At 62.5% G+C, this 23,238-nt stretch carries 21 protein-coding genes and 1 riboswitch; of the genes, 12 read left to right on the top strand and 9 right to left on the bottom strand.

Annotated elements, in window-relative coordinates:
* Positions 1-126 precede the first annotated feature (126 nt).
* From cpaB to NKJ01_RS06320, 10 genes are all read left to right on the top strand, one after another.
* Complete coding sequence (gene cpaB, locus NKJ01_RS06275) at positions 127-1,050, top strand: Flp pilus assembly protein CpaB (RefSeq protein WP_352726851.1); 924 nt, start codon at positions 127-129, stop codon at positions 1,048-1,050.
* An 86-nt stretch (positions 1,051-1,136) separates the two neighbouring features.
* On the top strand, positions 1,137-2,528 hold the full coding sequence (locus NKJ01_RS06280) for a type II and III secretion system protein family protein (protein ID WP_245266455.1): 1,392 nt from the start codon (positions 1,137-1,139) through the stop codon (positions 2,526-2,528).
* 4 nt (positions 2,529-2,532) lie between these two features.
* Positions 2,533-2,805, top strand: a complete 273-nt coding sequence (locus NKJ01_RS06285; RefSeq protein WP_352726853.1) for a hypothetical protein — start codon at positions 2,533-2,535, stop codon at positions 2,803-2,805.
* A 30-nt stretch (positions 2,806-2,835) separates the two neighbouring features.
* Positions 2,836-4,050 (top strand): CpaE/TadZ family protein, encoded by a 1,215-nt coding sequence (locus tag NKJ01_RS06290; protein ID WP_352607231.1) that lies wholly within the window; start codon positions 2,836-2,838, stop codon positions 4,048-4,050.
* Entirely contained in the window at positions 4,047-5,468 is a 1,422-nt protein-coding gene (locus NKJ01_RS06295) for a TadA family conjugal transfer-associated ATPase (RefSeq protein ID WP_352726855.1), read from the top strand. Before NKJ01_RS06290 ends, NKJ01_RS06295 begins: the two co-directional genes overlap by 4 nt.
* A gap of 4 nt (positions 5,469-5,472) precedes the next feature.
* On the top strand, positions 5,473-6,438 hold the full coding sequence (locus NKJ01_RS06300; RefSeq protein WP_352726857.1) for a type II secretion system F family protein: 966 nt from the start codon (positions 5,473-5,475) through the stop codon (positions 6,436-6,438).
* A gap of 1 nt (position 6,439) precedes the next feature.
* Complete coding sequence (locus NKJ01_RS06305; protein WP_023757538.1) at positions 6,440-7,402, top strand: type II secretion system F family protein; 963 nt, start codon at positions 6,440-6,442, stop codon at positions 7,400-7,402.
* A 78-nt stretch (positions 7,403-7,480) separates the two neighbouring features.
* Entirely contained in the window at positions 7,481-8,308 is an 828-nt protein-coding gene (locus tag NKJ01_RS06310; protein WP_352726859.1) for a PA3715 family protein, read from the top strand.
* 144 nt (positions 8,309-8,452) lie between these two features.
* Positions 8,453-8,923, top strand: a complete 471-nt coding sequence (locus NKJ01_RS06315) for a hypothetical protein (RefSeq protein ID WP_352726861.1) — start codon at positions 8,453-8,455, stop codon at positions 8,921-8,923.
* A gap of 254 nt (positions 8,924-9,177) precedes the next feature.
* The gene (locus NKJ01_RS06320) at positions 9,178-10,353 is read left to right on the top strand and encodes a GGDEF domain-containing protein (RefSeq protein ID WP_352726862.1); all 1,176 of its coding nucleotides are present in this window, start codon (positions 9,178-9,180) and stop codon (positions 10,351-10,353) included.
* Here NKJ01_RS06320 and gcvP read toward each other — a convergent pair whose 3' ends face one another.
* Genes gcvP through gcvT form a run of 3 tightly spaced genes read right to left on the bottom strand, consistent with a single transcriptional unit; the run spans position 10,354 to position 14,657 of the window.
* Positions 10,354-13,164 carry an aminomethyl-transferring glycine dehydrogenase gene (gene gcvP / locus NKJ01_RS06325; protein WP_352726864.1) on the bottom strand — a complete coding sequence of 937 codons (2,811 nt, stop codon included), beginning with the start codon at positions 13,162-13,164 and terminating at the stop codon, positions 10,354-10,356.
* 18 nt (positions 13,165-13,182) lie between these two features.
* Positions 13,183-13,551, bottom strand: coding sequence for a glycine cleavage system protein GcvH (gene gcvH / locus NKJ01_RS06330; RefSeq protein WP_352726866.1), 369 nt, complete (start codon positions 13,549-13,551; stop codon positions 13,183-13,185).
* A 5-nt stretch (positions 13,552-13,556) separates the two neighbouring features.
* On the bottom strand, positions 13,557-14,657 hold the full coding sequence (gcvT, locus tag NKJ01_RS06335; RefSeq protein WP_352726868.1) for a glycine cleavage system aminomethyltransferase GcvT: 1,101 nt from the start codon (positions 14,655-14,657) through the stop codon (positions 13,557-13,559).
* Positions 14,658-14,806: 149 nt separating this feature from the next.
* Positions 14,807-14,893, bottom strand: a riboswitch (glycine riboswitch).
* Positions 14,894-15,173: 280 nt separating this feature from the next.
* On the opposite strand from gcvT, the gene NKJ01_RS06340 reads away from it, so the two are divergent.
* Complete coding sequence (locus NKJ01_RS06340; RefSeq protein WP_352726870.1) at positions 15,174-16,175, top strand: hypothetical protein; 1,002 nt, start codon at positions 15,174-15,176, stop codon at positions 16,173-16,175.
* A gap of 48 nt (positions 16,176-16,223) precedes the next feature.
* Here the strand turns inward: NKJ01_RS06340 and NKJ01_RS06345 are convergent, their stop codons facing one another.
* The 6 genes from NKJ01_RS06345 to NKJ01_RS06370 all read right to left on the bottom strand — a co-directional run bounded on the left by NKJ01_RS06345 (position 16,224) and on the right by NKJ01_RS06370 (position 20,983).
* Entirely contained in the window at positions 16,224-17,015 is a 792-nt protein-coding gene (locus tag NKJ01_RS06345; RefSeq protein ID WP_352726871.1) for a molybdopterin-binding protein, read from the bottom strand.
* Position 17,016: 1 nt separating this feature from the next.
* A complete protein-coding gene (locus NKJ01_RS06350; protein WP_352726872.1) occupies positions 17,017-17,898 on the bottom strand; it encodes a cytochrome b/b6 domain-containing protein in 882 nt (293 codons plus the stop codon).
* Positions 17,899-18,001: 103 nt separating this feature from the next.
* The gene (locus NKJ01_RS06355) at positions 18,002-18,664 is read right to left on the bottom strand and encodes a DUF1345 domain-containing protein (protein WP_352726874.1); all 663 of its coding nucleotides are present in this window, start codon (positions 18,662-18,664) and stop codon (positions 18,002-18,004) included.
* Between the two features lie 25 nt (positions 18,665-18,689).
* A complete protein-coding gene (locus NKJ01_RS06360; protein WP_352726875.1) occupies positions 18,690-19,157 on the bottom strand; it encodes a YaiI/YqxD family protein in 468 nt (155 codons plus the stop codon).
* Between the two features lie 64 nt (positions 19,158-19,221).
* Entirely contained in the window at positions 19,222-19,791 is a 570-nt protein-coding gene (gene gfa, locus NKJ01_RS06365; protein WP_023757526.1) for an S-(hydroxymethyl)glutathione synthase, read from the bottom strand.
* A 64-nt stretch (positions 19,792-19,855) separates the two neighbouring features.
* Positions 19,856-20,983: an S-(hydroxymethyl)glutathione dehydrogenase/class III alcohol dehydrogenase gene (locus NKJ01_RS06370; RefSeq protein ID WP_352726876.1), complete on the bottom strand. Its 1,128-nt coding sequence runs from the start codon at positions 20,981-20,983 to the stop codon at positions 19,856-19,858.
* Positions 20,984-21,180: 197 nt separating this feature from the next.
* On the opposite strand from NKJ01_RS06370, the gene NKJ01_RS06375 reads away from it, so the two are divergent.
* Positions 21,181-23,193 carry an acetyl-CoA carboxylase biotin carboxylase subunit gene (locus NKJ01_RS06375; protein WP_352726877.1) on the top strand — a complete coding sequence of 671 codons (2,013 nt, stop codon included), beginning with the start codon at positions 21,181-21,183 and terminating at the stop codon, positions 23,191-23,193.
* Positions 23,194-23,238 lie beyond the last annotated feature (45 nt).

The following is a 23,238-nucleotide window of genomic DNA, read 5'->3' on the forward strand; positions in this document are numbered from 1 at the left end:
AACCATTCGATAACCAAGCCGGCGGAAATAGGTCAAATGCCTCCGCGCAAGATTCCTGATTCTTTAACAATGCCGCCTAGCGTGATCCCAACAAAACAAGAAACTGCGGGCATCAGGGGTTTCGGCGTGAGGGGCAAGGCCATATCGATGATCGGCATCGCCGCCGTTTTCGGCGCGATCTCGATCTTTGCCGCGGATTTCTGGGTCAAGAGCCAAGCCAAGGCCGATTCCGAAAAGACGGCGTCGATCGCAGCACCCGTCGCCCCTAAGGTCGCATTCAAGACCATCGTGGTGGCGAATGCCCCATTGCGCTATGGCATGGAACTCGACCGCACCAAGCTCAGCGAAATCCCCTGGCCGCAGGACTCCCTACCACAGGGCGCCTTCGCCACCATAGATGGTTTGCTCGGCGAGGGCAGCCGCGTGGTGCTGTCGCCGATCGAGGTCAACGAACCGTTGCTGCTGACCAAGCTGTCCGGGCCAAACGGCCGCGCGACGCTTTCGAATATGATGACGCCCGGGATGCGGGCTGTGACGATCCGCACCGACGAGATCGCCGGTGTCGGCGGCTTCGTCACGCCGGGCGACCGCGTCGATGTCGTGCTGACGCGCGACGCCGGCGAAATCCAGGAAGTGGCCAAGAATGCACAGGGAGCGGCCGGGTCGACGGTCACCTCCGAGATCGTCGTTGCCGATGCCAAGGTGCTGAGCGTCGGGCAGGGTGCCGATGAGCGCCAGACGACACCGCAGATCTCCAATTCGGTGACCATCGAGGTGACGACTGACGGCGCGCAGAAAGTGGCGCTGGCCCGCACTGTCGGCACGCTGTCGCTGTCGCTGCGCTCGGCCAGCGAAGGTGGCGACGGCAAGGGCGGCGTCACCACCATCTCTTCGTTCGGCGGATCGGTCGCCTCGAACGTGCAGGCTGCTGCCGGTTCGCTGTTCGATGCCGTGGTGAAAGAGCCGGAGAAACCGAAGTTCAAGACCGTCATCGTGACGCGCGGCACAAAAGCCGAGGAATACCAGGTTCCTTTGCGGGACCAAAAATAGAAGCCAGTGGGGACTGGGCGAGGGACGGGACGATGTTGGGGTTGATTACATTTCTGGTCGCGGAGCGGTTGTGCGTTTTGCGCACCATGGCTGTCGCGGCTTCGTTGGCTGCCGCCGCGATGCTGGCCTTCGGTACCTCGGCAAGGGCCGACAACGATATCGTCTATGTGTCGTCGACCAAGAATGCATCGATCAAGGTTGCCAAGGGCAAGCCGAAGACGATCATGACCAGTGCCGCCTTCTACCAGATCGTCATCGGCGATCCGGACATCGCCAACGTCAATCCGTTGACCGATAAATCCTTCTATGTGCTGGGCAACAATCTCGGCACCACGGGCATCGCCCTGTTCGACGAGAAGAAGCAGCTTGTCGGCACCGTCGACATCGAGGTGACGCTCGACACCGACCAACTGGCCAGCACCATCCGCGCCAGCGTGCCGGATGCCAGGATCAAGGTCGGCTCGGCCAATGGTCGTGTCGTGCTGTCGGGCGAGGCGGATGACGCGGTCGCCGCCGACAAGGCAAACAAGATCGCGACGCGCTTTTCCGGTGCCGAAGAGGTGATCAACTCGGTCAATATCTCGTCGTCGCAGCAGGTCCAGCTCAATGTCCGCTTCGTCGAGATCAACCGCCAGGCGGGCCAGGATCTGGGCGCCAAATACGCAGCCAATTTTGCCTATGGCCTTGGTGGCCGTGATGTGACGATCGATCCGGGTACCGTGCCGACCGCCGGCACCGGCGAGATCATCGGACGGCTGTTGTCGAACGGCGTGTCGATCGATATCGCCATCAAGGCGCTGGAAGAACGCGGCCTGGCGCGGCGGTTGGCCGAGCCGAATTTGATCGCCCGTTCCGGCCAGACGGCGAGCTTCCTCGCCGGCGGCGAATTCCCGATCCCGGTCTCCGAGGACAACGGCAAAATCTCGGTCAGCTACAAGAAATACGGCGTCAGCCTGGATTTCACACCGACCGTGCTGAAGGACGGGCTGGTCAGCCTGGACATCGCGCCGGAAGTCTCCTCGATCGACGCGTCCGCGTCCTACAACATAGGCAACATTGCAGTGCCTGGTTTCATCGTGCGCCGCGCCAGGACGTCGGTCGACCTGAAGAACGGCCAGAGCTTCATGATCGCCGGATTGCTGCAGTCGCAGAACGACATCACCACGTCGCGCATTCCGGGCCTCGGCAAGATGCCGGTGCTTGGGGCGCTGTTCTCGTCGAAATCCTATCAGCGGCGCGAGACCGACCTGGTCATCATCGTCACTCCCTATCTGGTCAAGCCGGTCGATCCGTCGAAGAAGCTCGTGGAACCGACCGACGGCACGCAGCCGGCCAGCAACGCCGACTATTTCCTCAACAACACCGAGGAAGTGAAGGGCTCCGATACCGGTCGCACCGTGGCGCTGGCCGACGGCCGTGTCACCCAACCTGCTGCGTCCGCTTCCGCGGGGCATTTCCTCGACCTGCCGAAGGACTGAAGCCATGCATCTGGTCTTGAGATCGAGTATCGCCTTGCTGCTGGCCGGCCTTGCCGCCGGCTGCACCAGCGACGACTATGTGCGCAGCGAGGGGCCGACGACGGGCGCCGGGGAGGCGCAGGCCGCCAACACTGTCATGCAGATGGTCGATCCCTGGAAATATGGGGTCCAGAACACCAGGCTTAAGGTGCCCGCCCAGCGAGGCAACGTCGACCCCCCCCCTACACCCGATCAGGCGGCCGATGCGAAGGCGTCGCAGAGCGGCACAACCAACTGACCCAACGCGACGACCTGACAGGCTGACAGAATGGCAAACGGCATCAAGACCAGGAAGATCCTGCTCGTATCGACCGACAGGACCTTTGTGCAGGACACCCGAACCGCGTTCGCGGCTTCCGAGGTCATCCAGCTCTCGACAGTGGAGAAGCACGTCACCGAGCTACGCGGCGAGATCCAGGAAGCCGACTTCGGCGCCATCATCGTCGACATGGATGCAGCAAGGCTGGAGGAGGTCGAGTCGTTGCAGCGCATCATGCGCCGGCTGGAGGACAAGGTGCCGGTCGTCGTCGTCACGCAGGAGTTCAACGCGGCCGCGGTGCGCATTCTGGTACAGCTCAAGGTCGCGGATTTTCTGGTCAAGCCGATCACGACCGCCGATCTTGTGCGATCCGTGGTGCGGGCGCTGCAAGGCCCCGGGCGCGAGGAAAACACCGAATCGCAGATCTACACCTTCATGCCGGCAGCCGGCGGCGTCGGCACCACGACGCTGGCGCTGCAAACCGCCTTCCAGCTGCATCACTCGGTCACGCGGGGCGCGTCGACCTGCGTGGTGGACCTCAATTTTCAGCAGGGCGCCTGTGCCGAATATCTCGACCTCGAACCGCGATTCGACATCACCGAGATCGAAAACCAGCCCGAACGCCTCGACCGGCAACTGCTGGATGTGATGCTGTCCAAGCATGCGAGCGGGCTCTGCGTGCTGGCTGCCCCCACACATCCATCGGAAATGCGCTCGTTCAAGACCGATGTCGTGGTGCGCATGCTCGATCTCGTCTCGGCCTATTTCGACAATGTCGTCATCGATATGCCGCGCACCTGGTTTCCATGGACGGAGACCGTGCTGCTCGGTTCCAACAAGCTCTACATCGTCGCGGAAATGACGGTGCCGTGCCTGCGCCACACGCAGCGGCTGATCCAGGCGGTCTACGAGACCGCCGGGAAGGAAGTGAAGCCAAACGTCATCGTCAACCGTTTCGAACAGAAGATGTTCGACAACGGCATCAAGCAAGCGGACGTCCAGGAAATCCTGGGCGAGCATTTCGTCGGCGGCATCGCCAACAACTACCGGCTGGTGCGCGAGGCGGTCGATCGCGGCGTGCCGTTGCACGAGATCGATCCGAACGCCAACGTCATCAACGATTTGAAGAAGATCATCCTGCCGGAGGAGGCAATCCCAACCCGGGCAAAATCGCGCTCGCTGTTTGGCATGGGCCGTGGATTGCTGAAGAGGAAAGCCGGATGACCAGCCGCTTTTCCACCCTGCAGAACCGCGATTCACGTCCGCAGCGTGCGCCTGAGCCGATGCCGGTCGCCCATCATGCCGTCGTCATTCCGACGAGCCGAAAGGCGTTGCCGGCCAAGCCTGAAGCAGCGCCGGCAAAGAATGCCAACAAGGTGCTCGATGCGCGCGTTCGTATCCACAGGCTGCTGCTCGAGGAGATCAATCTTGTCGCGCTGGAGCGTTTGCCTAGGGATGAGATGCGTCGGCAAGTGCATGATTTCGTGTCGGAAAAGACCAAACAGGAGCGCATGGCGATCAACACCGTCGAGCTTGACGCGCTGGTTGACGACATCGTCGACGAGATGGTCGGCCTCGGTCCGCTCGAGCCACTGCTCAAGGACCCCGACATCAACGACATCCTGATCAACGGCCACCTGAACTGCTTTGTCGAAAAGAAGGGCAAGCTGCAGCCGGTCCACATTCCGTTCAAGGATGAGGCGCATCTCTTGCGCATCGTCAACAAGATCGTCGCCGCGGTCGGGCGTCGCGTCGACGAATCGCAGCCGATGGTCGATGCACGCATGCTGGACGGCTCGCGTTTCAACGCGGCCATTCGTCCGGTTGCGGTCGACGGGCCGCTGGTCTCGATCCGAAAATTCTCCAAGAACAAGCTCGGCCTGCACAAACTGGTCGAATTCGGCGCCATCACACAGAACATGGCCGAAGTGCTGGCAGCGGCCGTGCATGCCCGCAAGACGACGATCATTTCGGGCGGCACCGGCACCGGCAAGACGACCATGCTCAATGCGCTGTCGGCCTTCATTCCGGAAGATGAGCGCCTGATCACCATCGAGGACGCGGCCGAACTCCAGCTGCAGCAACCGCATGTCGCGCGGATGGAGACACGCCCTGCCAACATCGAAGGAAATGGCGAGCTGAAGCAGCGCGACCTGGTCAAGAACGCGCTGCGCATGCGTCCCGACCGCGTCATCCTCGGCGAGTGCCGCGGCGAGGAGGCCTTCGACATGCTGCAGGCGATGAACACCGGCCACGAAGGCTCAATGGCGACCATCCATGCCAACACGCCGCGCGACGCCATTTCGCGGCTTGAGCAGATGCTCGGCATGACCGGCATGCCGATGACGGTACAGTCGATCCGCAGCCAGATCGCCAGCGCGCTCGACCTGATCGTCCAGCTCACGCGCCTGTCCGACGGCAAGCGCAAGGTGACCAGTGTCGCCGAGGTGACCGGCATGGAAGGCGACGTCATCCAGATGCAGGAGATATTCCGCTTCGTGCGCACCGGCATGGAGGCCGACGGCAGGATCCTCGGCCACTACGAGGCGACCGGCATCCGGCCGCGATTCCTCGAGGATTTGCGGGCCATGGGCATCGAGTTCCCCGGACGATATTTCGAACCCGGCCGGCCGCAGGAGTAGCCAAGTGTTCGACGGATTCAGCGCGATTTATGTCGTCTATGCCGCGGCAGCCCTGACCGGCATCCTGATCGCCGAGGCCTGCTACCTGCTTTATGCCGGCCGCAGCGACAAGCGCACAGCCATCAACCGGCGCATGAAACTGCAGGAAAACAAGATCAGCCAGGAGCAGGTGCTCGTCCAGCTGCGCAAGGAGCGCGGCCTTGAAGCGGGCACGCCGCTGTTTTCGGCGGACCGGTTCCGCGCTTTGCGAATCCAGTCGGGCATGATCATGCCGGTGCCGAAATTCCTGATGATTACCTGCGGCGTGGCGATGGCCATGGCCTTGGTCGCCATCTGGTACGGCTTGCCGCTGCTGATGGGGCTTGTCCTATTTGTGATGCTTGTGCCGATTCTGCCGGTGCTGACGCTGCGTTTCAAGCGCAAGCGGCGGCTGAAGCGGTTCGGCGTACAGCTGCCGGAGGCACTGGAGCTGATCACGCGTGGTCTGAAGGCCGGCCACCCGGTGCCGGTGGCGATCGCCATGGTGGCGCGCGAGATGCCGGACCCGATCGGCTCCGAATTCGGCGTCATCGCCGACGAAGTGACTTATGGCTCCGATCTGGTGTCGGCGCTGAACTCGCTCTTCGACCGGGTCGGTCAGGAGGATCTGCCGCTGTTCGTCACCGCCGTCTCGATCCAGACCAGTTCGGGCGGCAATCTGCGCGAGATCCTCGACGGCCTGGCGACGACGATCCGCGAGCGCGGCAAGCTGCGCCGCAAGGTGCGCGCCATCGCGACAGAGGGCCGGATGTCGGCCTACATCCTGACGGCGGTCCCGGTATTGCTGTTTACCGCCATCATGGCGCTGATGCCGGGCTTCTACCGCGACGTCTGGGACGTGCCAAAGACATGGTACCTGATGGGGGGCTCGATCACCTGGCTGATGCTCGGCAATCTGATGATGTTCAAGATGTCGAATTTCAAGTTCTGACATGCAGGGCTTTGTCGAATTCCTCGCCTCGCTTGCGCCGACCTCGTTGATGCCGGTGGCCGTCCTGCTGCTGGCCGCGGGTGCTGCCGCGTTCGCCTGGCCGATGATGGCGGCGAAGGGCGATCGCAACGAGGTCAAGCGCCGGCTCAAGGTCGATGACGGTCCCGTCGCCGCGAAACCCGAGCCGGTGCAGAAGAAGAATACCGGCGTCGTGCGCGAGAAGGCGGTTAAGAGGGCGCAGGAATTCTACGCCAGGAGCGATCCGGAAAATGTCGCCCGGCTGCGCATGAAGCTTATCCAGGCGGGATATATGGAGCCGCGCGCTGTCGGCATGTTCTTCCTGATCCGGTTCACCGCGATGGTCGGCACGGCAATCGGCGTGTTCGTGCTCAACCGGTGGATGGCGAGCCCCGACGCGACGATGGCCAGCCGCTGGACATTCGTCATCCTGTCAGGAGCGGCCGGCTATTTCCTGCCCGGCCTGGTGCTGAGCCAGAAAGTGCGCGAACGCAGGCGTGAGTACCGCAACGGCTTTCCCGATTTCATGGACCTGATGATCGTCTGCTCCGATGCCGGCATGAGCATGGAGGCCGGCATCGAGCGCGTCTCGAAGGAACTCGCCAAGACCTACCCCGCGCTTAGCCAAAACCTGCAGCTGGTGTCGCTGGAGCTGCGGGCCGGGCGCAGCCTTGACGATGCGCTGAAGGCACTCGCCGATCGCCTCAGCCTGGACGAGGTGCGTTCCTTCGCCACGCTGCTGCAACAGTCCAAGGAACTCGGCACCAGCCTGTCTGGGGCGCTGCGCGTCTTTTCCGACGACATGCGCCACAAGCGCATGTCGCTGGCCGAGGAAAAGGCACATGCGTTGCCGGCCAAGATGTCGGTCCCGGTGGTGGTGTGCATCCTGCCGGTGGTGTTGATGATTGCGGCCATTCCAGTCATCGTCAAAATGACGGCGCACTAGCGAGTGCCCACGGGAGCCCTAGCGAGGGGCTGACCACCGGTTACTCTGCCGAACTCGACGCCGCAACGTGAGAAGCCCATGCGAATTCTGCTGCGCACCCTCTTTCTCGGTCTTGTCGCCGCCGGCTTGTCGCCCGCCTTGGCCATCGCCGACGATTGCGGCGATGCCGCCGCACTGGTGCAGCAGGCCTATCCCAAGGCTCAAAAGAGCGCCGACGGCGCCTCGTTCACGCTCGAGCCCCATATCAGCATCGCCCTGACGGATAGCGATGCGCCATTTGGCCTGGTCTGCAAAATCTGGCCCGCCCGTGACGACCTGCTCTTGGTCGCGGTGCCGCTTACCGACAGCGCCCAGTCCCGCGACGACGGGCATGTCGGCGATATCGAGCTTCTGGTCGTCGACAGGAACAGCCTGGAGGTGCGCCAGCGCTTGCTCCAGCCAGGGCTGATCACCGATGATGCCATCGACATCCGCAAGATCGAATTCGATACCGGCCGCTACAGGCTGGCGCCCAATGTCGGCGCCTTCGGCCTGCGCATCGAAATGGCAAACCGTTCGCAGCCCAACCCCTTCAGGGAAACCGACCTGCGGCTCTATGCCCTCGCCGGCGATGCCCTGCGCCTGGTGCTCGACGGCATCGACGTGGCCGGCTTTGGCGGCGAAGGCGACGGCAGTTGCGCGGGATCCTTTCAGTCGAGCCAGGTCAGCCTGGCGATGAGCCCGGCAAGCCACCATGGCTATCACGACATCACCGTGGTCGAGCGGGTGGATATGGACAATTGGTCCGCCGATGAGAATGGTGAGTGCCAGTCTCATCCCGGCAAGTCCGTGAAGCGCACCTACCGGCTGCGCTATGACGGCAGTCGCTACCAGTTTCCCGAGGGGCTCAAAGCCTTGGAGCCGTGAAGCCTTCCACTTATGCCTGGGTGGTTAATGGCTGGTGTGCTCGAAACCAAATTTTAGCGGCATTTTGGCACCGAAGTTTAATTGCCGCTAATGTAGTTTGTTTCCTGGAGAACGACCCGGCAAATCGGGCGATGAGGCAGGGGCATGCGTCGCAATAACTTCACGGCAATGGCCGCCATGGCGGCCGTCTTGATGATGTCTGGCTGCACGACGGGTGGCGTCGACGCCACCAAGACCACCGCTATCCAACCGGTGGCAAAGGACATCGACACCTCCGATCTGGCGCAAGGCAAGGCGCAGTTTCGTGACGCCAATTACGGCCTCGCCGAAAAGCACTTCCGCAAGGCCGTCGAGTTGAGGGCGGACGATGCGGAGGCCTGGATGGGGCTCGCCGCTTCCTATGATGAACTCGGCCGCTTCGACTTCGCCGATCGCGCCTACGGCCAGCTTTTGAAAGTCGCAGGCCGCAAGCCGCAGATCGTCAACAACATGGGCTATTCGCAACTGCTGCGCGGCAATCGCAAGATGGCCAAGGCGTTGCTGCTCGAAGCGAAGGCGGGCATGACGGATACCACGGTCGTCAACGCCAATCTGGCCTTGCTGAACAAGGGTTGATCTGGTCGTTGCTTCCTACTCCTTGTCTTGACGCAATTCCCGAGGAAAAGCGCTATACGCTTTTCCCGGGAAAACCGTTTCACACTTTTCCTGGAATTGCTGTAGGGGTCCGGTTTCGGGACATAAGGCATCGACGCTTTGTAAACCCTATCGGCAGGTTGCGATCGAAAGATCGGCTGAAAACCATGTCTGAGAGCTGCGGCTAACCTAGAATACAGCGCAACCCGCCGTCGCTCGAGAGGCCTTCGCCCGATATGCTGGACTTCAGTTCGCTCCTGCTCGCAGCCGCGCTGTCGGGCATCTGCCTTAGCGTCACCATGTTTGCGATCTGGTTCACCGCGCCCAAGGCAGGCTTCGTGCTGACGGTGGCGTGCGGCATTCTGGTGCTCGTCGCGCATGTGGTCCTGTTCTGGCAATACACCAAGGATCCCGATCCACTGCTTTGCCAGATCGTGCTTGCGTTGCTCAGCCTGGGTTTCCTGATTATTTGCGTGTCGGCCATGCAATATCTGGGCGCGCCCGGCTACAGACGTGCCGTTGCGCCGGCGGTTGCCGCCATGGCTGTCTGTGCCGCCGTCAGCTTCCTGGGCCTTGACGGCGTCGGCTTCATCGTCACCTACACCACGGTGACGGCGCTGCTGTCGGCGATCGGCGCCATGTTCTGGATCAACGGCAGCCATGATCGCCGGATCCTGCTTGTGGTTTCGTTTCTGAGCGGAACCTGCGCGGTTTCGTTTGCGCTTTGTGGCGTGGTTCTGCTGACCAAAGGGCAATGGACGCTCGCGGTCGCGCCCGACAACTGGGCCGAACGGCTGAATTCCGTCGTGGCCGTGGCCTGCATGACCGGACTCGGTGCCTTGACGCTCTCGCTCCACCATCTGCAGGCGCAGATCGAGCTGAAGGCCGAGACCATGACCGACCCTCTGACGGGGTTGATGAACCGCCGGGCGTTGAAGTCACTCTACGGCGAGCGGAGTTTCGGTCCGTTCATGTCCGTCGTCATGTTCGACCTCGATCATTTCAAGCGGACGAACGATGTCTATGGTCACCCGGTAGGGGACCAGGTCCTGTGCCGCTTCGCCGCAGTCATCAAGAAATATGCCAGGACCGGCGTCGACGCCTTTCGCCTGGGTGGCGAGGAATTCGCCGTCGTCATGTCGCGAATGACGGAAGAGAAGGCCCATGATCTCGCCAGCAAGATCTGTGTGGCCTTCGGCACCGAGATCGTCGCCACACAACTCGGCAAGTTGCGCAGCACGGTCAGCGGCGGCCTCGGCTTTGGCGAGGTAAGCGGCCGCACCCTCGATGACGTGCTTGCCGAAGCCGACGCGGCGCTCTATTCCGCCAAGCGCGCCGGTCGAAATTGCGTCATCGGTCGGGCGGCGCTAGGCAAGGCCGACCCGGTCGAGCCGGCCTTGCGCTCCGCTTAATTATTCCGCCGCGCCCAGATAATCCGACAGAGGTGGGCACGAGCAGACCAGGTTGCGGTCGCCGGCGACATTGTCGATGCGTGACACCGGCGGCCAGTATTTGGCCGACGTGTCGGCGTCGCCGGCGGGATAGGCCGCTTCCAGGCGCGAATAGGGATGGGTCCACTGGCCGGCCAGCGCCTCGGCGGCGGTGTGCGGCGCGTTGACCAGCGGATTGTCCGTTAAAGGCCATTCGCCCCTGGCCACTTTCGCGGCTTCTCCTGATATGGCGATCATCGCCTCGCAGAAGCGGTCGAGTTCGCGCTTGGGCTCGGACTCGGTCGGCTCCACCATCAGCGTGCCGGCGACCGGGAACGACATGGTCGGCGCGTGAAAACCATAGTCGATCAAGCGCTTGGCGATGTCATCGACACTGATGCCGGCGCTGTCCTTGAGTACGCGGGTGTCGAGGATGCATTCATGCGCGACGCGCCCCTGGCTGCCTTTGTAGAGCACCGGGAAATGCGCATCGAGCCGCATCGCGATGTAGTTTGCGGACAAAATCGCAGTTTCAGTCGCTTGCTTGAGGCCCGACGCGCCCATCATGCGGATATACATCCAGGTGATCGGCAGGATCGAAGCGCTGCCGAAGGGAGCAGCGGAAACGGCATGGCCCGAGCCTTCGGTGACATGGCCCGGCAAATACGGCTTCAGATGCGCCTTGACGCCGATCGGGCCGACGCCGGGCCCGCCGCCGCCATGCGGAATGCAGAAGGTCTTATGCAGGTTCATGTGGCAGACGTCGGCACCGATGTCGCCTGGACGGGCAAGCCCAACCAGCGCATTGAGGTTGGCGCCGTCGAAATAGACCTGGCCGCCATGCTCATGGATCAGCGCGCAGAGATCACGCGCGCCTTCCTCGAACACGCCATGCGTCGAGGGATAGGTGAACATCAGCGCGGCAAGATTTGGTGCGTGCTCGGCCGCCTTGGCCTTCATATCGTCCATGTCGATGTTGCCATCATCGGTGCAGCGCACGACGACGACGCTCATGCCGGCCATCGCAGCACTTGCCGGGTTGGTGCCATGCGCGGACGAAGGGATCAGGCAGACGGTGCGGTGATTGTCGCCGCGTGAGCGGTGATAGCTGCGAATGGCGAGCAGGCCGGCATATTCACCCTGGCTGCCGGCATTGGGCTGCAAGGTGACGGCGTCGAAGCCGGTGATTTCCGATAGCCAGGCTTCCAGTTCGGCGATCATGGCGCGATAGCCGGCCGAGTGCGCGGCTGGCGCGAAGGGATGCAAATTGGCGATGCTTGGCCAACTCACCGGCATCATCTCCGCGGCAGCGTTGAGCTTCATGGTGCAGGAACCCAGCGGGATCATGGCGCGATCGAGAGCCAGATCCTTGTCGGCCAGTCTGCGCAGGAAGCGCATCATCTCGGTTTCCGACTTGTTTTCATGGAAAACTGGTTGGGTCAGAAACTCCTTGCCGCGCGGCTTGCCGGGCACTGTCCGGTCGGCGGAGGGGCCGGCCTTGGCGCCGAACAGGGCCGCGATCGCGTCGAGATCGGCATCGGTCGACGTTTCGTCGAAGCTGATGCCGACATGGTCGGCATCGATGACGCGCAGAAGCCGGCCGGTCTTTTCAGCCGCAGTGGCGATCTGCGCCGCCTTGCTCTTGGTCTTCACGGTCACAGTGTCGAAACGGCTCGCACCGATCACCGACACGCCTGCCGCATCGAGGCCGCTTGCGAGACGGTTGGCCAGCGCATGGATGCGCCCGGCAATCGCCTGCAGCCCGGCGGGGCCGTGCCAGATGGCGTAAGCAGTCGCCATGTTGGCGAGCAGCGCCTGAGCAGTGCAGATATTGGATGTCGCCTTGTCGCGGCGGATATGCTGCTCGCGTGTCTGCAAGGCAAGCCGGTAGCCGGGCCGGCCCTTGCTATCGGTGGACTGGCCGACAAGGCGGCCTGGCATCAGCCGCGTCAACTTGTCCGAGACGGCGCAATAGGCGGCGTGCGGACCGCCAAAGCCCATCGGCACGCCAAAGCGCTGCATCGGACCGACGGCAATGTCGGCGCCAAGCTTGGCCGGCGCATCGGTCAGCGTCAGGCCGAGCGGGTCGGCGATGAAGACGACGATGGCGCCGGTGGCGCGCGCCTTGTCGATCGCTGCCTTGTGGTCGCCATAGACACCAAACGTATCCGGCCAGGAGACGAGCAGGGCGGCGGTGTTGTCGTCGGTCGTCTCGCCATTGATCTCGATGCCGAGCGGCTCGGCGCGGGTGCGCACCACATCCAGCGTCTGCGGATGCGGCGTGCCGGCAAATGCGATCTTGGTGCGCTTGTCGCGGTGATGGCGCAAGGCGATGCCGACGGCTTCAGCCACCGCCGTCGCCTCGTCCAGCAGCGATGCCGACGCCACCGGCAGACCGGTCAATTCGGTGACCAGCGTCTGGAAGTTGAACAGCATTTCCAGACGGCCCTGGCTGATCTCGGCCTGATAGGGTGTGTAGGCCGTATACCAAGCCGGGTTCTCGAACAGGTTGCGCTGGATCACCGGCGGCACATCAACGCCGTGGTAGCCGGCGCCGATGAAGCTCTTCAGCACCGTATTCCCTGCCATGACAGCCGAAAGTTCGGCCAGCGCCTCCGCCTCGCTTGCAGGTGCCGGCAGAGCGAGCGGCCGGTCGAGCCGGATCGACCTCGGCACCGACTGGCTGATCAGGGTCTCGACGGAGGGCACGCCGATAGCGGCCAGCATCGCTCTGGTGTCGTTGAGGCCGAGGCCGATATGGCGGGCCGAGAAGGGGTAGGGTGCTGCGGTCATGTCTTTCGAGTCCTGATGTCAGCCGATATGGGCTTTGTAAGCGGCTTCGTCCATGAGGCCGGCGAGCTGGCTTTCGTCGGCGAGCTTCATCTTCCACAGCCAGCCGGCCCCGGTTGCCGCCGAGTTGACCAGCGACGGATCCGACGACAGCGTGGCGTTGGCTTCGGTGATCTCGCCGTCGACGGGTGCATAGACATCGGAAGCCGCCTTGACGGATTCGACGACGACGGCGGTATCGCCCTTGCTCAGCTTCTTTCCGGTTTCGGGCAGTTCGACGAAGACGAGATCGCCGAGTTGTTCCTGCGCGTAATCGGTGATGCCGACGGTGGCGATGCCGCCCTCGACGCGGAGCCATTCGTGATCTGATGTGAAATAGGTCTTTGCCATTGAAATTATCCTTTGCGGTAGCGATGCGGCGTGAACGGCAGGGAGCTGATATCGACGGGGATCTTCGTGCCGCGAACATCGGCGAAAACCCGTGTTCCGGGCTTGGCCAGGGGTGCCATGACATAGCCCATCGCGACCGGATGGCCGGCAGACGGGCCAAACCCGCCCGATGTGACATGGCCGGCGGGCTTGCCGTCGGCGTCAAAGAGCGCAGCACCGGCGCGCACCGGCTGGCGGCCTTCCGGCTTCAGCCCGACGCGCTTCTGCGCGGGCCCCCGTTCCACGGCAGCGCGGAGCGCATCGGCGCCGATGAAAGTGCCGGAAGCGCGAACCTCCTTTGGGATCGCCCACATCAATGCGGCGCTGGCCGGGTCGGTCTCCGGCGTGATGTCCTGACCATGCAGACAGAGTCCTGCCTCCAGCCTCAGGCTGTCGCGAGCGGCCAGCCCGATCCACAGCACGCGTTCATCGCCAAGCAGCTTCGCAACGAGATCGCGCGCATCGGCCTCCGGCAGCCCGATTTCGAAGCCGTCCTCGCCGGTATAGCCGGAGCGGCTCATGAACCAGTTCCTGCGCGGTTCGACACCATGCATGAACAGTAGCGAGCCCGTCTCGATGCCGGCTCGGGAAAGGGCCGCCCAGGCCTCAGGACCCTGGATAGCCAGGAAGACGCGGTCGAGCGCCTCGACCCGGACGTCGAAATCCGCGGCAAGCGCACGCAAATGCTTTTCGTCGGCGACGGCATTGCCGGCGTTAGCCACCACCATGAACCTGATATCGCCAAGCCTGGTGACGATCAGATCGTCCAGAATGCCGCCTGCTTCGTTGAGGAAAAAGGACAGTTTGGATTGCGAGATTTCGAGCGCGCCAGCGTCCAGCGGACAGGCGCGATTGAGCAGTGAAACCGCCTCCGGCCCGCTGACCTCGAACAGTTTCATATGCGAGATGTCGAACAGGCCGGCCTGTTCGCGGGTGTGAAGGTGTTCCTTCATGACGCCGGCCGGATAGGTCAGCGGCATCGACCAGCCGGCAAAGGCGCCAAAGCGCGCACCAGCGGCCACATGGATATCTTCGAGGGGAAGGTGTTTGCTGTCGTCGCCCGTCATGTCATCTCCAGAGTCGCACGCAATCGGTCGCGAATGGCGACCAGTCCGTGCCCCTCTGTCTGAAGCCTGAGAGACTTGCGCAGCCGGAACTCTGTCAGCGGCGCTTACACCTTCGGCGCGGGGGCAAGCCCCGACTTTCCAGAGTGTCTTTCCCGTCTACGGTTCTTTTGCCTGAGAGATTTCGGGCGATTTCCCCTTCGGCGGCAGCGTTCGCTGCTCTCTCCCGCAAACAGGTAGGACTCAGACCCTGAGTCCTCGACGCGCCATCCATAGCTTGTGCGCGACGGCTTGTCACCTGTCAGCGACATCTAAAGTGCGCCGCGCTGGCGATGCGCTTTAGATACTTGTGCTGATGCATGTCGTTCTCTCAAGCCCGCGGCACACCTTGGGCGACATGCATTGGCCGACAAGTCTTCGCTAACCACGCCGTTTGCCGGTTTTTCAAGACACTGCTGATATCTTGGCAGCCATGACGCTTTGGGGCCGGCATTGGACGGCGGCGGACGGGGACGACAAATGGGCGAATTGATCATGAGCGCGCCGGTGGCGGGGCTGACCTCGAAAAGCCGCATCGCCACGGAGGACGTGACGATGTTGCGCCGAGAGGTGTTCGGCGACGGTGTAGTGACGCGCGGCGAAGCCGAGGCGCTGTTTGCGCTCGATGCCACGGCGAAGGACAAATGCCCGGAATGGCCGCTTTTCTTCATCGAGGCGGTCACCGACTACATCGTCCACCAGGAGAAGCCGTCGGGCTATATTTCGCAGGACAATGCCGACTGGCTGATCCGCACGATCTCGCGCGACGGCATGGTCGACAGCCGCACCGAACTCGAATTGCTGGTGCACGTGCTGGAAGAGGCGAGATCGTCGCCGGGCCAGCTTTGCGTCTATGCGCTGCAACAGGTCGCCCACGCCGTCATCGATGGCAAGGGGCCGCTGATGCTCGGCGGCGCACTGGTTCCCGGGCTGATCGCCAAGGCGGAGGTCGAACTGCTGCGCCGTATCCTCCATGCCCACGGTGGCGACGGCAACATTGCCATCACGCGCGCCGAGGCAGAAGTGCTGTTCAAGATCAACGAGCGGACCGCCCACGCCAGCAACGATCCGTCCTGGAACGAGCTGTTCGTCAAGGCGATCGCCAATTTCGTCATGTGTTCCGCCGGTTATGAAGCGCCGACGCGCGATGTGGCACTACGCCGTGACACCTTCCTCGAACACGCCGATCCGGAAATCGGCGGCTTCTTCAGCCGCATGATCTCCGGCGGCCTTGCCGGCATCATGGAGGCCTATCGGTCCCCTGATGACATCGAGGCCGATTGGGAAGCCAAGAACAGGGCGGCCGAGGCGCTTGCTCGCCGCGCCGAGACGATCGATGCCGGCGAAGCCGGCTGGCTGGTCGAGCATATCGGCCTGGACCGGCCTCTCTACGAGAACGAACGCGCCTTGCTCACCCTGATCAAGCAGGCCTCGCCGAAAATCCATCCGGCGCTCAGGCCGCTGCTCGACAAGGTTGCCTGACGTGCTGAGGGTTAAACCGCTGATCTCAGGGCATTATTTCCCCAGGTGTTAGATGCCGCCATACCAGTCGTAGCCATTGTCTTCCCAATAGCCGCCGCGACCGCCGCCGATACTGGCGAAGCCGTCGACCAACTCGATCTTGTAGAGATATTTTGGCATCTTATAGCCGAGCTGCCGCTCGACACGGACGCGCAGCGGCGCGCCGTTCTCAACCGGCAGCGGCTTGCCGTTCACGCCATAGGCAAGGATCGTCTGCGGGTGACGGGCATCGATCAGGTCGATCGAGCCGTAATATTTGATGTCGCCCGACAGGCTGCGGTCAATCGTGTCGAGGCAATGGAACATTGCGTAGCGCGCCTGCGGCTTGACCACCGCCTGGTCCAGCACCAGCGACAGCGGCGTCCCGGTCCATTTGGCGATGCAACTCCAGCCTTCGACGCAGTCATGGCGGGTGATCTGGGTGCGGCTCGGCATGTTCATCAACTGCTCGCGGCTGAGCGACAGCGGCTTTTCGACCAGGCCTGAAACTTCCAGCCGCCAGTCGGCGAAGTTGTTGGCAAGCAGACCCTTGTAGACATCGTCGTCCGGCGCAGTCACACCATTCGGCCGCTGCGGCTGGCGGATGTCGGCCTCGGTGAATTCCGGCGCCAGCGCGTCGCGTCCCGCGAGCAGGCGCTGTGCCCGGTATGTCAGGTCATTGGCGTTTTCGAGAAAACTGCGCAAGCCACTGCCAACGCTTAGCTGGCTGTCGAAGGCGTCGCAGCCCGACAGCATGATACCGGAGGCACCGAGACTGGCACCCGTCAGGAATTTGCGGCGGCTTATCTCAAACTTCGCCATGTCACGCACTCCTCTCGGTTGTCTTGTCGTCCTGTGCGGGTGGGTCGATGCGGTACCAGCCGGTGATGATCGAGCGCAGTTCGTTTATCGGGCCGGCGGCCAGGATCATCAGGATATGGACGACGAAGAAAACGACCAGCAGCACCATGACGGTGAAATGGATGGTGCGTGCCGTCTGCCGGCCACCGAGCAGATCGTTGAGGAACGGCAGCACCGAGTTCATGCTTGGCGACATCGCCAGGCCGGTGATGATCATCAGCGGCAGGAGGACGAACAGCACGCCGCCATAAGCCATCTTCTGCAGCGTGTTGTACTCCCGCGTGTGGTGGAATCTGAGCTTGGCGTGATCGATGATGTCCTGCGGCAAGCGCTTCAGGTCGTCGAGGCGTGGTGCGAGGTCGCGGCGCAGATGGCCGTTCACGGTGCTGGCGACAAACCAGACGATCAAGGTCGTGGTCAGTATCCAGGCGAAGAAGAAATGGACGACACGGGCGGTGCCGAGGTCGTAGTAGGACGGGATGGTCGCCCAGGACGGAAAGGCGCGGGATGTCTCCTGGCCCGCCGGCCCTGACCAGCCAAGTACGCCTGTGGTGTCGAAGCGATGTCCAAGGATTTCAGTGTAGCCGCGTGGCCCGACGTTGGTGTTCTCGGCGCCGATGGCGAAGATGGTGTTGTTGTAGCCAAAACCAGACTGCTTGCCGATATAGAGCTGCGGGCGGGCATTGAAGATCTGCAAGCCGGACAGCAGCATGAAGAACAGCGAAATGGCCCAGAGCCAATGCGTCAGCCGCGTCCAGCGCGACTGACGGTAGATCAGGGTTTTGTCGCTCGAAGCGGAGATGTCTGGTTCGGTGGTGGATTGGCTTCTGGCAATCGTTTCCATCTTGTCTCGTCTCCCGGCCTCGCGGCGTGGCCAGCGCGCCTATTGTTCTCCTGATACGTCGTCAGCCACAGCGATGTTTCATCCGATCACGGATTTATTACGACTAGCGTAGATTGATGGCGAGATTGACGGCGGCGGCGACGATGACCGTGTTGAAGAAGAACGAAAGGATCGAATGGATAAGCACGACACGTCGCATATGCGAGGTCGTGATGTTGGTGTCGGCGGTTTGTGCGGTCATGCCAATGACCGCCGAGAAGTAGAGGAAATCCCAGCCTTCCGGCCGTTTGCCGCCCGGAAACAGCAGCCCGCCGACCGGCATCTTCTTGGCGTCGGCATCGAACGCATCGCCGTCCATCCAGTAGACATGGGCGTAGTGCAGTGCCGCCATCACATGGATCGTGAACCAGCCAAGCGGCACCGAAACAAGTGTGATCAAAAGCCAGACGAGCGCAGTGCCGCGGGCGTTGAACAGCAGGAAAATGGCGACGCCGACGACGGCGAGCGTGATGACAAAGATGCCCAGCACCGGAAGGTCCGCGTCGCGAGCGTTGTGGCTGAGATAACTTGCTTTCAGATGCGGCATCTGCGCGAGGACCAGTGCGAGATAGGTGACGAAGAACGCGTTGGCGCCGATCGAAATCGAATGGGCAGGCAGCAGGCCAGACAAGAGCGCGATCGCCAGCGCGGTCACGCCCACGCAGAATGCCATGAGAAACTGCGTATGTCGGTGCATCGGCGGTTTCATCGACGTGTCGGTGGCCATGGCCAGCCTCTGAAAGGCGTTTGGATCAATCCGGTGTGACGGATTTGAGCGCCCGCCGCAAGATGCGGTCGAGTTCGCCGAGAAAGCGCGAACGGTCCTGTGGGGCGAAGCTGGCATTGTAGCCCTTGCTCTCGCCGGTCTCGCGCAGATGCTGTTTCAGGTCGCGCATCGCCACCGCCATGCCGATCGTTTCCGGCGTGAACGGACGTCCGGTCGGCCCAAGCACGTGCGCGCCAAGGGCAACCGCACGAGCGGCGAGCGGAATGTCTGCGGTGATCACGATGTCGTTGGATTTCGCGTTGTCGACGATCCAGTCGTCGGCGGCATCGGCGCCCTTTGAGACAACGACATTGCGGATCATCGGATCGCGCGACGGCCGCAGGCCACCATTGGAGACGTAGGTGACGACGACGCCATGGCGCTCGGCGACCTTTTCGACCTCGGCCTTGACCGGGCAGGCGTCTGCATCGACGTAAATGGCAGGTGCCGGCATTGTCTCTCCAAAATGGACAGGGGCCGGAAACGTGTCCGGCCCCGACCCTGAAATCTTACAGCTGTCAGGCCGGCAAGGCCCCGGACTTCTTGGCGGTCCAGGTGGCGATATAGTCCATCAGGCCGGGATTGAGGCAGTCATAGGGTTCCAGCCCGATCCCCTTCAACTGGGCACGAATGCCCTCCATTCGCTTCGGATCGACACCCGATTCGATGATCGACGAGACGAAAGCGGTGAAGCCCGGAGGTGACCAGCCATCCTCGACGAAACGCTCGGGGTGGATGAAGGACAGGCCCTTGAACGCGTGGTCGCGCTCGACCGGTCCGTGCATGTGCACACCGCAGCCGGTGCAGGCATGACGCTGGATCAGCGCTGATGGGTCGACCACCTTGAGCTTGTCGCCGTTCTCGGTCACGGTGACGTCGCCCGTCCCTGCCACGGCAACGACCGAGAACAGGGCGCCTTCCGGCTTCCAGCATTTGGTGCAGCCGCAGGCGTGATTGTGCGCGATCTGGCCCTTCACCTTAACCTTGACCGGATTGCTGGTGCAGGCGCAGACCAGCGTGCCGCCGGCAAAGCTTGCGCTTTCCCGGGGCAAGCCATTGTCGATTTTCGGATGCAGTTTCTCCGCCATGTTTTTCTCCTCCCAGTTGTGAACCACAGAGGTCGCAGGCCGATTGGTCGGCGGCTTGTGGTCTTCAGTAAATAACCACACTCCGGATCGACTTGCCCTCATGCATGAGGTCGAAGCCCTTGTTGATGTCCTCGAGCTTCAGCGTGTGGGTGATCATCGGGTCGATCTGGATCTTGCCGTCCATGTACCAGTCGACGATCTTCGGCACGTCGGTGCGGCCGCGCGCGCCGCCAAAGGCAGTGCCCATCCAGGTCCGCCCGGTGACAAGTTGGAACGGCCGCGTCGAGATCTCCTGGCCAGCGCCGGCGACGCCGATGACGACGGACTTGCCCCAGCCGCGGTGCGAGGCTTCCAGGGCCTGGCGCATAACCTTGGTGTTGCCGGTGCAGTCGAATGTGTAGTCGGCGCCGCCGATCTGGTCGGCGCCGCGCTTGGTCATGTTGACGAGGTGGGGGACGATGTCGCCGTCAATCTCTTTGGGATTGACGAAATGCGTCATGCCGAATTTTTCGCCCCACGCCTTCTTGTCGTTGTTCAAATCGACGCCGATGATCATGTCGGCGCCGGCGAGCTTCAGGCCCTGGATGACATTCAAGCCAATGCCTCCGAGGCCGAAGACGACGGCGGTCGCGCCGATCTCGACCTTGGCCGTGTTGATGACAGCACCAATGCCGGTGGTGACGCCACAGCCGATGTAGCAGATCTTGTCGAAGGGGGCGTCCGGGTTGACCTTGGCCAGCGCGATCTCGGGCAGCACAGTGAAATTCGAGAAGGTCGAGCAGCCCATATAGTGGAAGATCTTGTCCTTGCCGATCGAGAAGCGCGACGAACCATCGGGCATCAGCCCTTGGCCCTGCGTGGCGCGGATCGCCGTGCATAGATTGGTCTTGCGCGACAGGCAGGACGGGCACTGCCGGCATTCGGGCGTGTAGAGCGGGATGACGTGATCGCCCTTCTTGACCGAGGTGACGCCCTTGCCAACATCGATGACGACGCCGGCGCCCTCGTGGCCGAGGATGGCCGGGAACAGGCCTTCGGGATCGGCGCCGGAAAGCGTGAACTCATCGGTGTGGCAGATGCCGGTCGCCTTGATCTCGACCAGCACCTCGCCCTCGCGCGGACCATCGAGGTCGACCTCCATGATCTCCAGCGGCTTTCCGGCGGCGACAGCGACTGCGGCGCGGGTTTTCATCAGGCGTCCTCCAATACGAATTTTTTTCCAAGGTTTCAGGTTTTATCGACGCGATCAACTGGAAGCTGATGCCAGGACTGGGCCACAGCGCTGAATTGGAATCGCAAATCGATTGAAAGGCAGCGATTTGCATGGTCGGCTTGACCCTGCAAGCACAGGCCATAAAAGGAACAGCCGACCGAGGGATGACATTCCGCATGTTCACCAAAATCCTGATCGCCAATCGCGGCGAGATCGCCTGCCGCGTCATCAGGACGGCGCGCAAGATGGGCATCGCCACGGTTGCCGTCTATTCCGATGCCGATCGCGATGCCGTGCATGTCGAAATGGCCGACGAGGCGGTGCATATCGGACCTTCGCCCGCGGCGCAGAGTTATCTCGTCCCCGAAAAGATCATCGCCGCCTGCAAGGAGACGGGCGCCCAGGCCGTGCACCCCGGCTACGGGTTCCTGTCCGAGCGGGCGGCCTTCTGCGAGGCGCTGGAAGCGGAAGGGATCATTTTCATCGGCCCGAAGCCCAAAGCGATCAAGGCGATGGGCGACAAGATCGAATCTAAGAAGTTCGCCAACGCCGCCAAGGTTTCCACTGTGCCCGGCTGGCTCGGCGTCATCGAAAATGCCGACCATGCCGAAAGGATCGCCGGCGAGATCGGCTATCCCGTGATGATCAAGGCCTCGGCAGGTGGCGGCGGCAAGGGCATGCGCATCGCCTGGAGCCAGGCGGAAGTGCGCGACGGCTTCGATCGTGCGCGCTCGGAAGCCAAGGGCTCGTTTGGCGACGACCGCGTCTTCATCGAGAAATTCATCGTTGATCCACGCCATATCGAAATCCAGGTGCTGGCCGACGCGCATGGTAACGCGCTCTATCTCGGCGAGCGCGAATGCTCGATCCAGCGCCGCAACCAGAAGGTCGCCGAAGAGGCGCCGTCGCCGTTCCTTGATGCCAATACGCGCAAGGCCATGGGCGAGCAGTCGGTGGCGCTGGCCAGGGCAGTCGACTACCAGAGCGCCGGCACGGTCGAGTTCATCGTCGACAAGGACAAGAACTTCTATTTCCTTGAAATGAATACACGATTGCAGGTCGAGCATCCGGTGACCGAGCTGATCACCGGCATCGATCTGGTCGAGCTGATGATCCGCGTTGCCGCCGGCGAAAAGCTTGGCCTGAAGCAAGGCGATATCAAGCTGAACGGCTGGGCGATGGAAAGCCGGCTTTATGCCGAGGACCCGTACCGCAATTTCCTGCCCTCGATCGGCCGGCTGACGCGCTATCGGCCGCCGGAGGAAGGACAATTCGGCGATGTCGTCATCCGCAACGACACCGGCGTCACCGAAGGCTCGGAAATCTCCATGTTCTACGATCCAATGCTCGCCAAGCTGTGCACCTGGGCGCCCACGCGGCTCGCCGCTATCGATGCCATGTCGGAAGCGCTCGACAGCTTTGTCGTCGACGGCATCGAGCACAACATTCCGTTTCTTGCCGCCTTGATGCAGCATCCGCGCTGGCGGCAAGGGCTGATATCGACCGCTTTCATATCGGAGGAATATCCCGACGGTTTTGCGCCCGTCGTGCCGAACGACGACGAGAAAGCCGTGCTGGCGTCGATTGCGACCGCGGTTGAACTGCTGCGCCGCGACCGACTCGACCGGCTTGGCGGGCGACTGGCGCCGCATTCGGGAGCGCTGAAGCGCGACTGGGTGGTGAAGGTCGGCGATGACTATCTGTCGGCGTCGATCGTCGAGGGCATGATTTCCATTCCGATGGAAGTCGATCTGGCGATCGAGGGCGGCAAGCCGCTGACCGTCGCATCCGACTGGCGGCCGGGCGACCTGATCTGGCGCGGCACGGTCGGCAAGCGCAAGGTTACTGCCCAGATCAGGCCTGTTGCCAACGGCTTTCGCATTGCCTGGAAGGGCATGTCGGTGACCGCGCGCGCCATGCTGCCGCGCATCGCCGAGCTTGAAAGGCTGATGCCGGAAAAAATAGCGCCGGACACGTCGAAAATGCTGCTTTGCCCGATGCCTGGCCTTGTCGTGTCGATTGCCGTTGCCGAGGGCCAGGAGGTCAAGGCCGGCGAGACGCTGGCGGTGGTCGAGGCGATGAAGATGGAAAACGTGCTGCGTGCCGATCGCGACCTTGTCGTGTCGAAACTCAATGCCAGGCCGGGCGACAGCCTGGCGGTGGACGCGGTGATCATGGAGTTTGCGTAAGACCAGCCGGGCAGGCAGCCTGTGATCAGCAATGGTTTGTGCTGG

Origin of the sequence: Mesorhizobium sp. M0276 (assembly GCF_040321755.1) — a bacterium.
Taxonomy (GTDB): domain Bacteria; phylum Pseudomonadota; class Alphaproteobacteria; order Rhizobiales; family Rhizobiaceae; genus Mesorhizobium.

Coding starts and splice junctions, on each gene's coding strand:
- NKJ01_RS06280 (WP_245266455.1), top strand. CDS start 1,137: ATGGCTGTCGCGGCTTCGTTGGCTGCCGCCGCGATGCTGGCCTTCGGT.
- NKJ01_RS06285 (WP_352726853.1), top strand. CDS start 2,533: ATGCATCTGGTCTTGAGATCGAGTATCGCCTTGCTGCTGGCCGGCCTT.
- NKJ01_RS06290 (WP_352607231.1), top strand. CDS start 2,836: ATGGCAAACGGCATCAAGACCAGGAAGATCCTGCTCGTATCGACCGAC.
- NKJ01_RS06295 (WP_352726855.1), top strand. CDS start 4,047: ATGACCAGCCGCTTTTCCACCCTGCAGAACCGCGATTCACGTCCGCAG.
- NKJ01_RS06305 (WP_023757538.1), top strand. CDS start 6,440: ATGCAGGGCTTTGTCGAATTCCTCGCCTCGCTTGCGCCGACCTCGTTG.
- NKJ01_RS06310 (WP_352726859.1), top strand. CDS start 7,481: ATGCGAATTCTGCTGCGCACCCTCTTTCTCGGTCTTGTCGCCGCCGGC.
- NKJ01_RS06315 (WP_352726861.1), top strand. CDS start 8,453: ATGCGTCGCAATAACTTCACGGCAATGGCCGCCATGGCGGCCGTCTTG.
- NKJ01_RS06320 (WP_352726862.1), top strand. CDS start 9,178: ATGCTGGACTTCAGTTCGCTCCTGCTCGCAGCCGCGCTGTCGGGCATC.
- gcvP (WP_352726864.1), bottom strand. CDS start 13,164: ATGACCGCAGCACCCTACCCCTTCTCGGCCCGCCATATCGGCCTCGGC.
- gcvH (WP_352726866.1), bottom strand. CDS start 13,551: ATGGCAAAGACCTATTTCACATCAGATCACGAATGGCTCCGCGTCGAG.
- gcvT (WP_352726868.1), bottom strand. CDS start 14,657: ATGACGGGCGACGACAGCAAACACCTTCCCCTCGAAGATATCCATGTG.
- NKJ01_RS06340 (WP_352726870.1), top strand. CDS start 15,174: ATGGGCGAATTGATCATGAGCGCGCCGGTGGCGGGGCTGACCTCGAAA.
- NKJ01_RS06345 (WP_352726871.1), bottom strand. CDS start 17,015: ATGGCGAAGTTTGAGATAAGCCGCCGCAAATTCCTGACGGGTGCCAGT.
- NKJ01_RS06350 (WP_352726872.1), bottom strand. CDS start 17,898: ATGGAAACGATTGCCAGAAGCCAATCCACCACCGAACCAGACATCTCC.
- NKJ01_RS06355 (WP_352726874.1), bottom strand. CDS start 18,664: ATGGCCACCGACACGTCGATGAAACCGCCGATGCACCGACATACGCAG.
- NKJ01_RS06360 (WP_352726875.1), bottom strand. CDS start 19,157: ATGCCGGCACCTGCCATTTACGTCGATGCAGACGCCTGCCCGGTCAAG.
- gfa (WP_023757526.1), bottom strand. CDS start 19,791: ATGGCGGAGAAACTGCATCCGAAAATCGACAATGGCTTGCCCCGGGAA.
- NKJ01_RS06370 (WP_352726876.1), bottom strand. CDS start 20,983: ATGAAAACCCGCGCCGCAGTCGCTGTCGCCGCCGGAAAGCCGCTGGAG.
- NKJ01_RS06375 (WP_352726877.1), top strand. CDS start 21,181: ATGTTCACCAAAATCCTGATCGCCAATCGCGGCGAGATCGCCTGCCGC.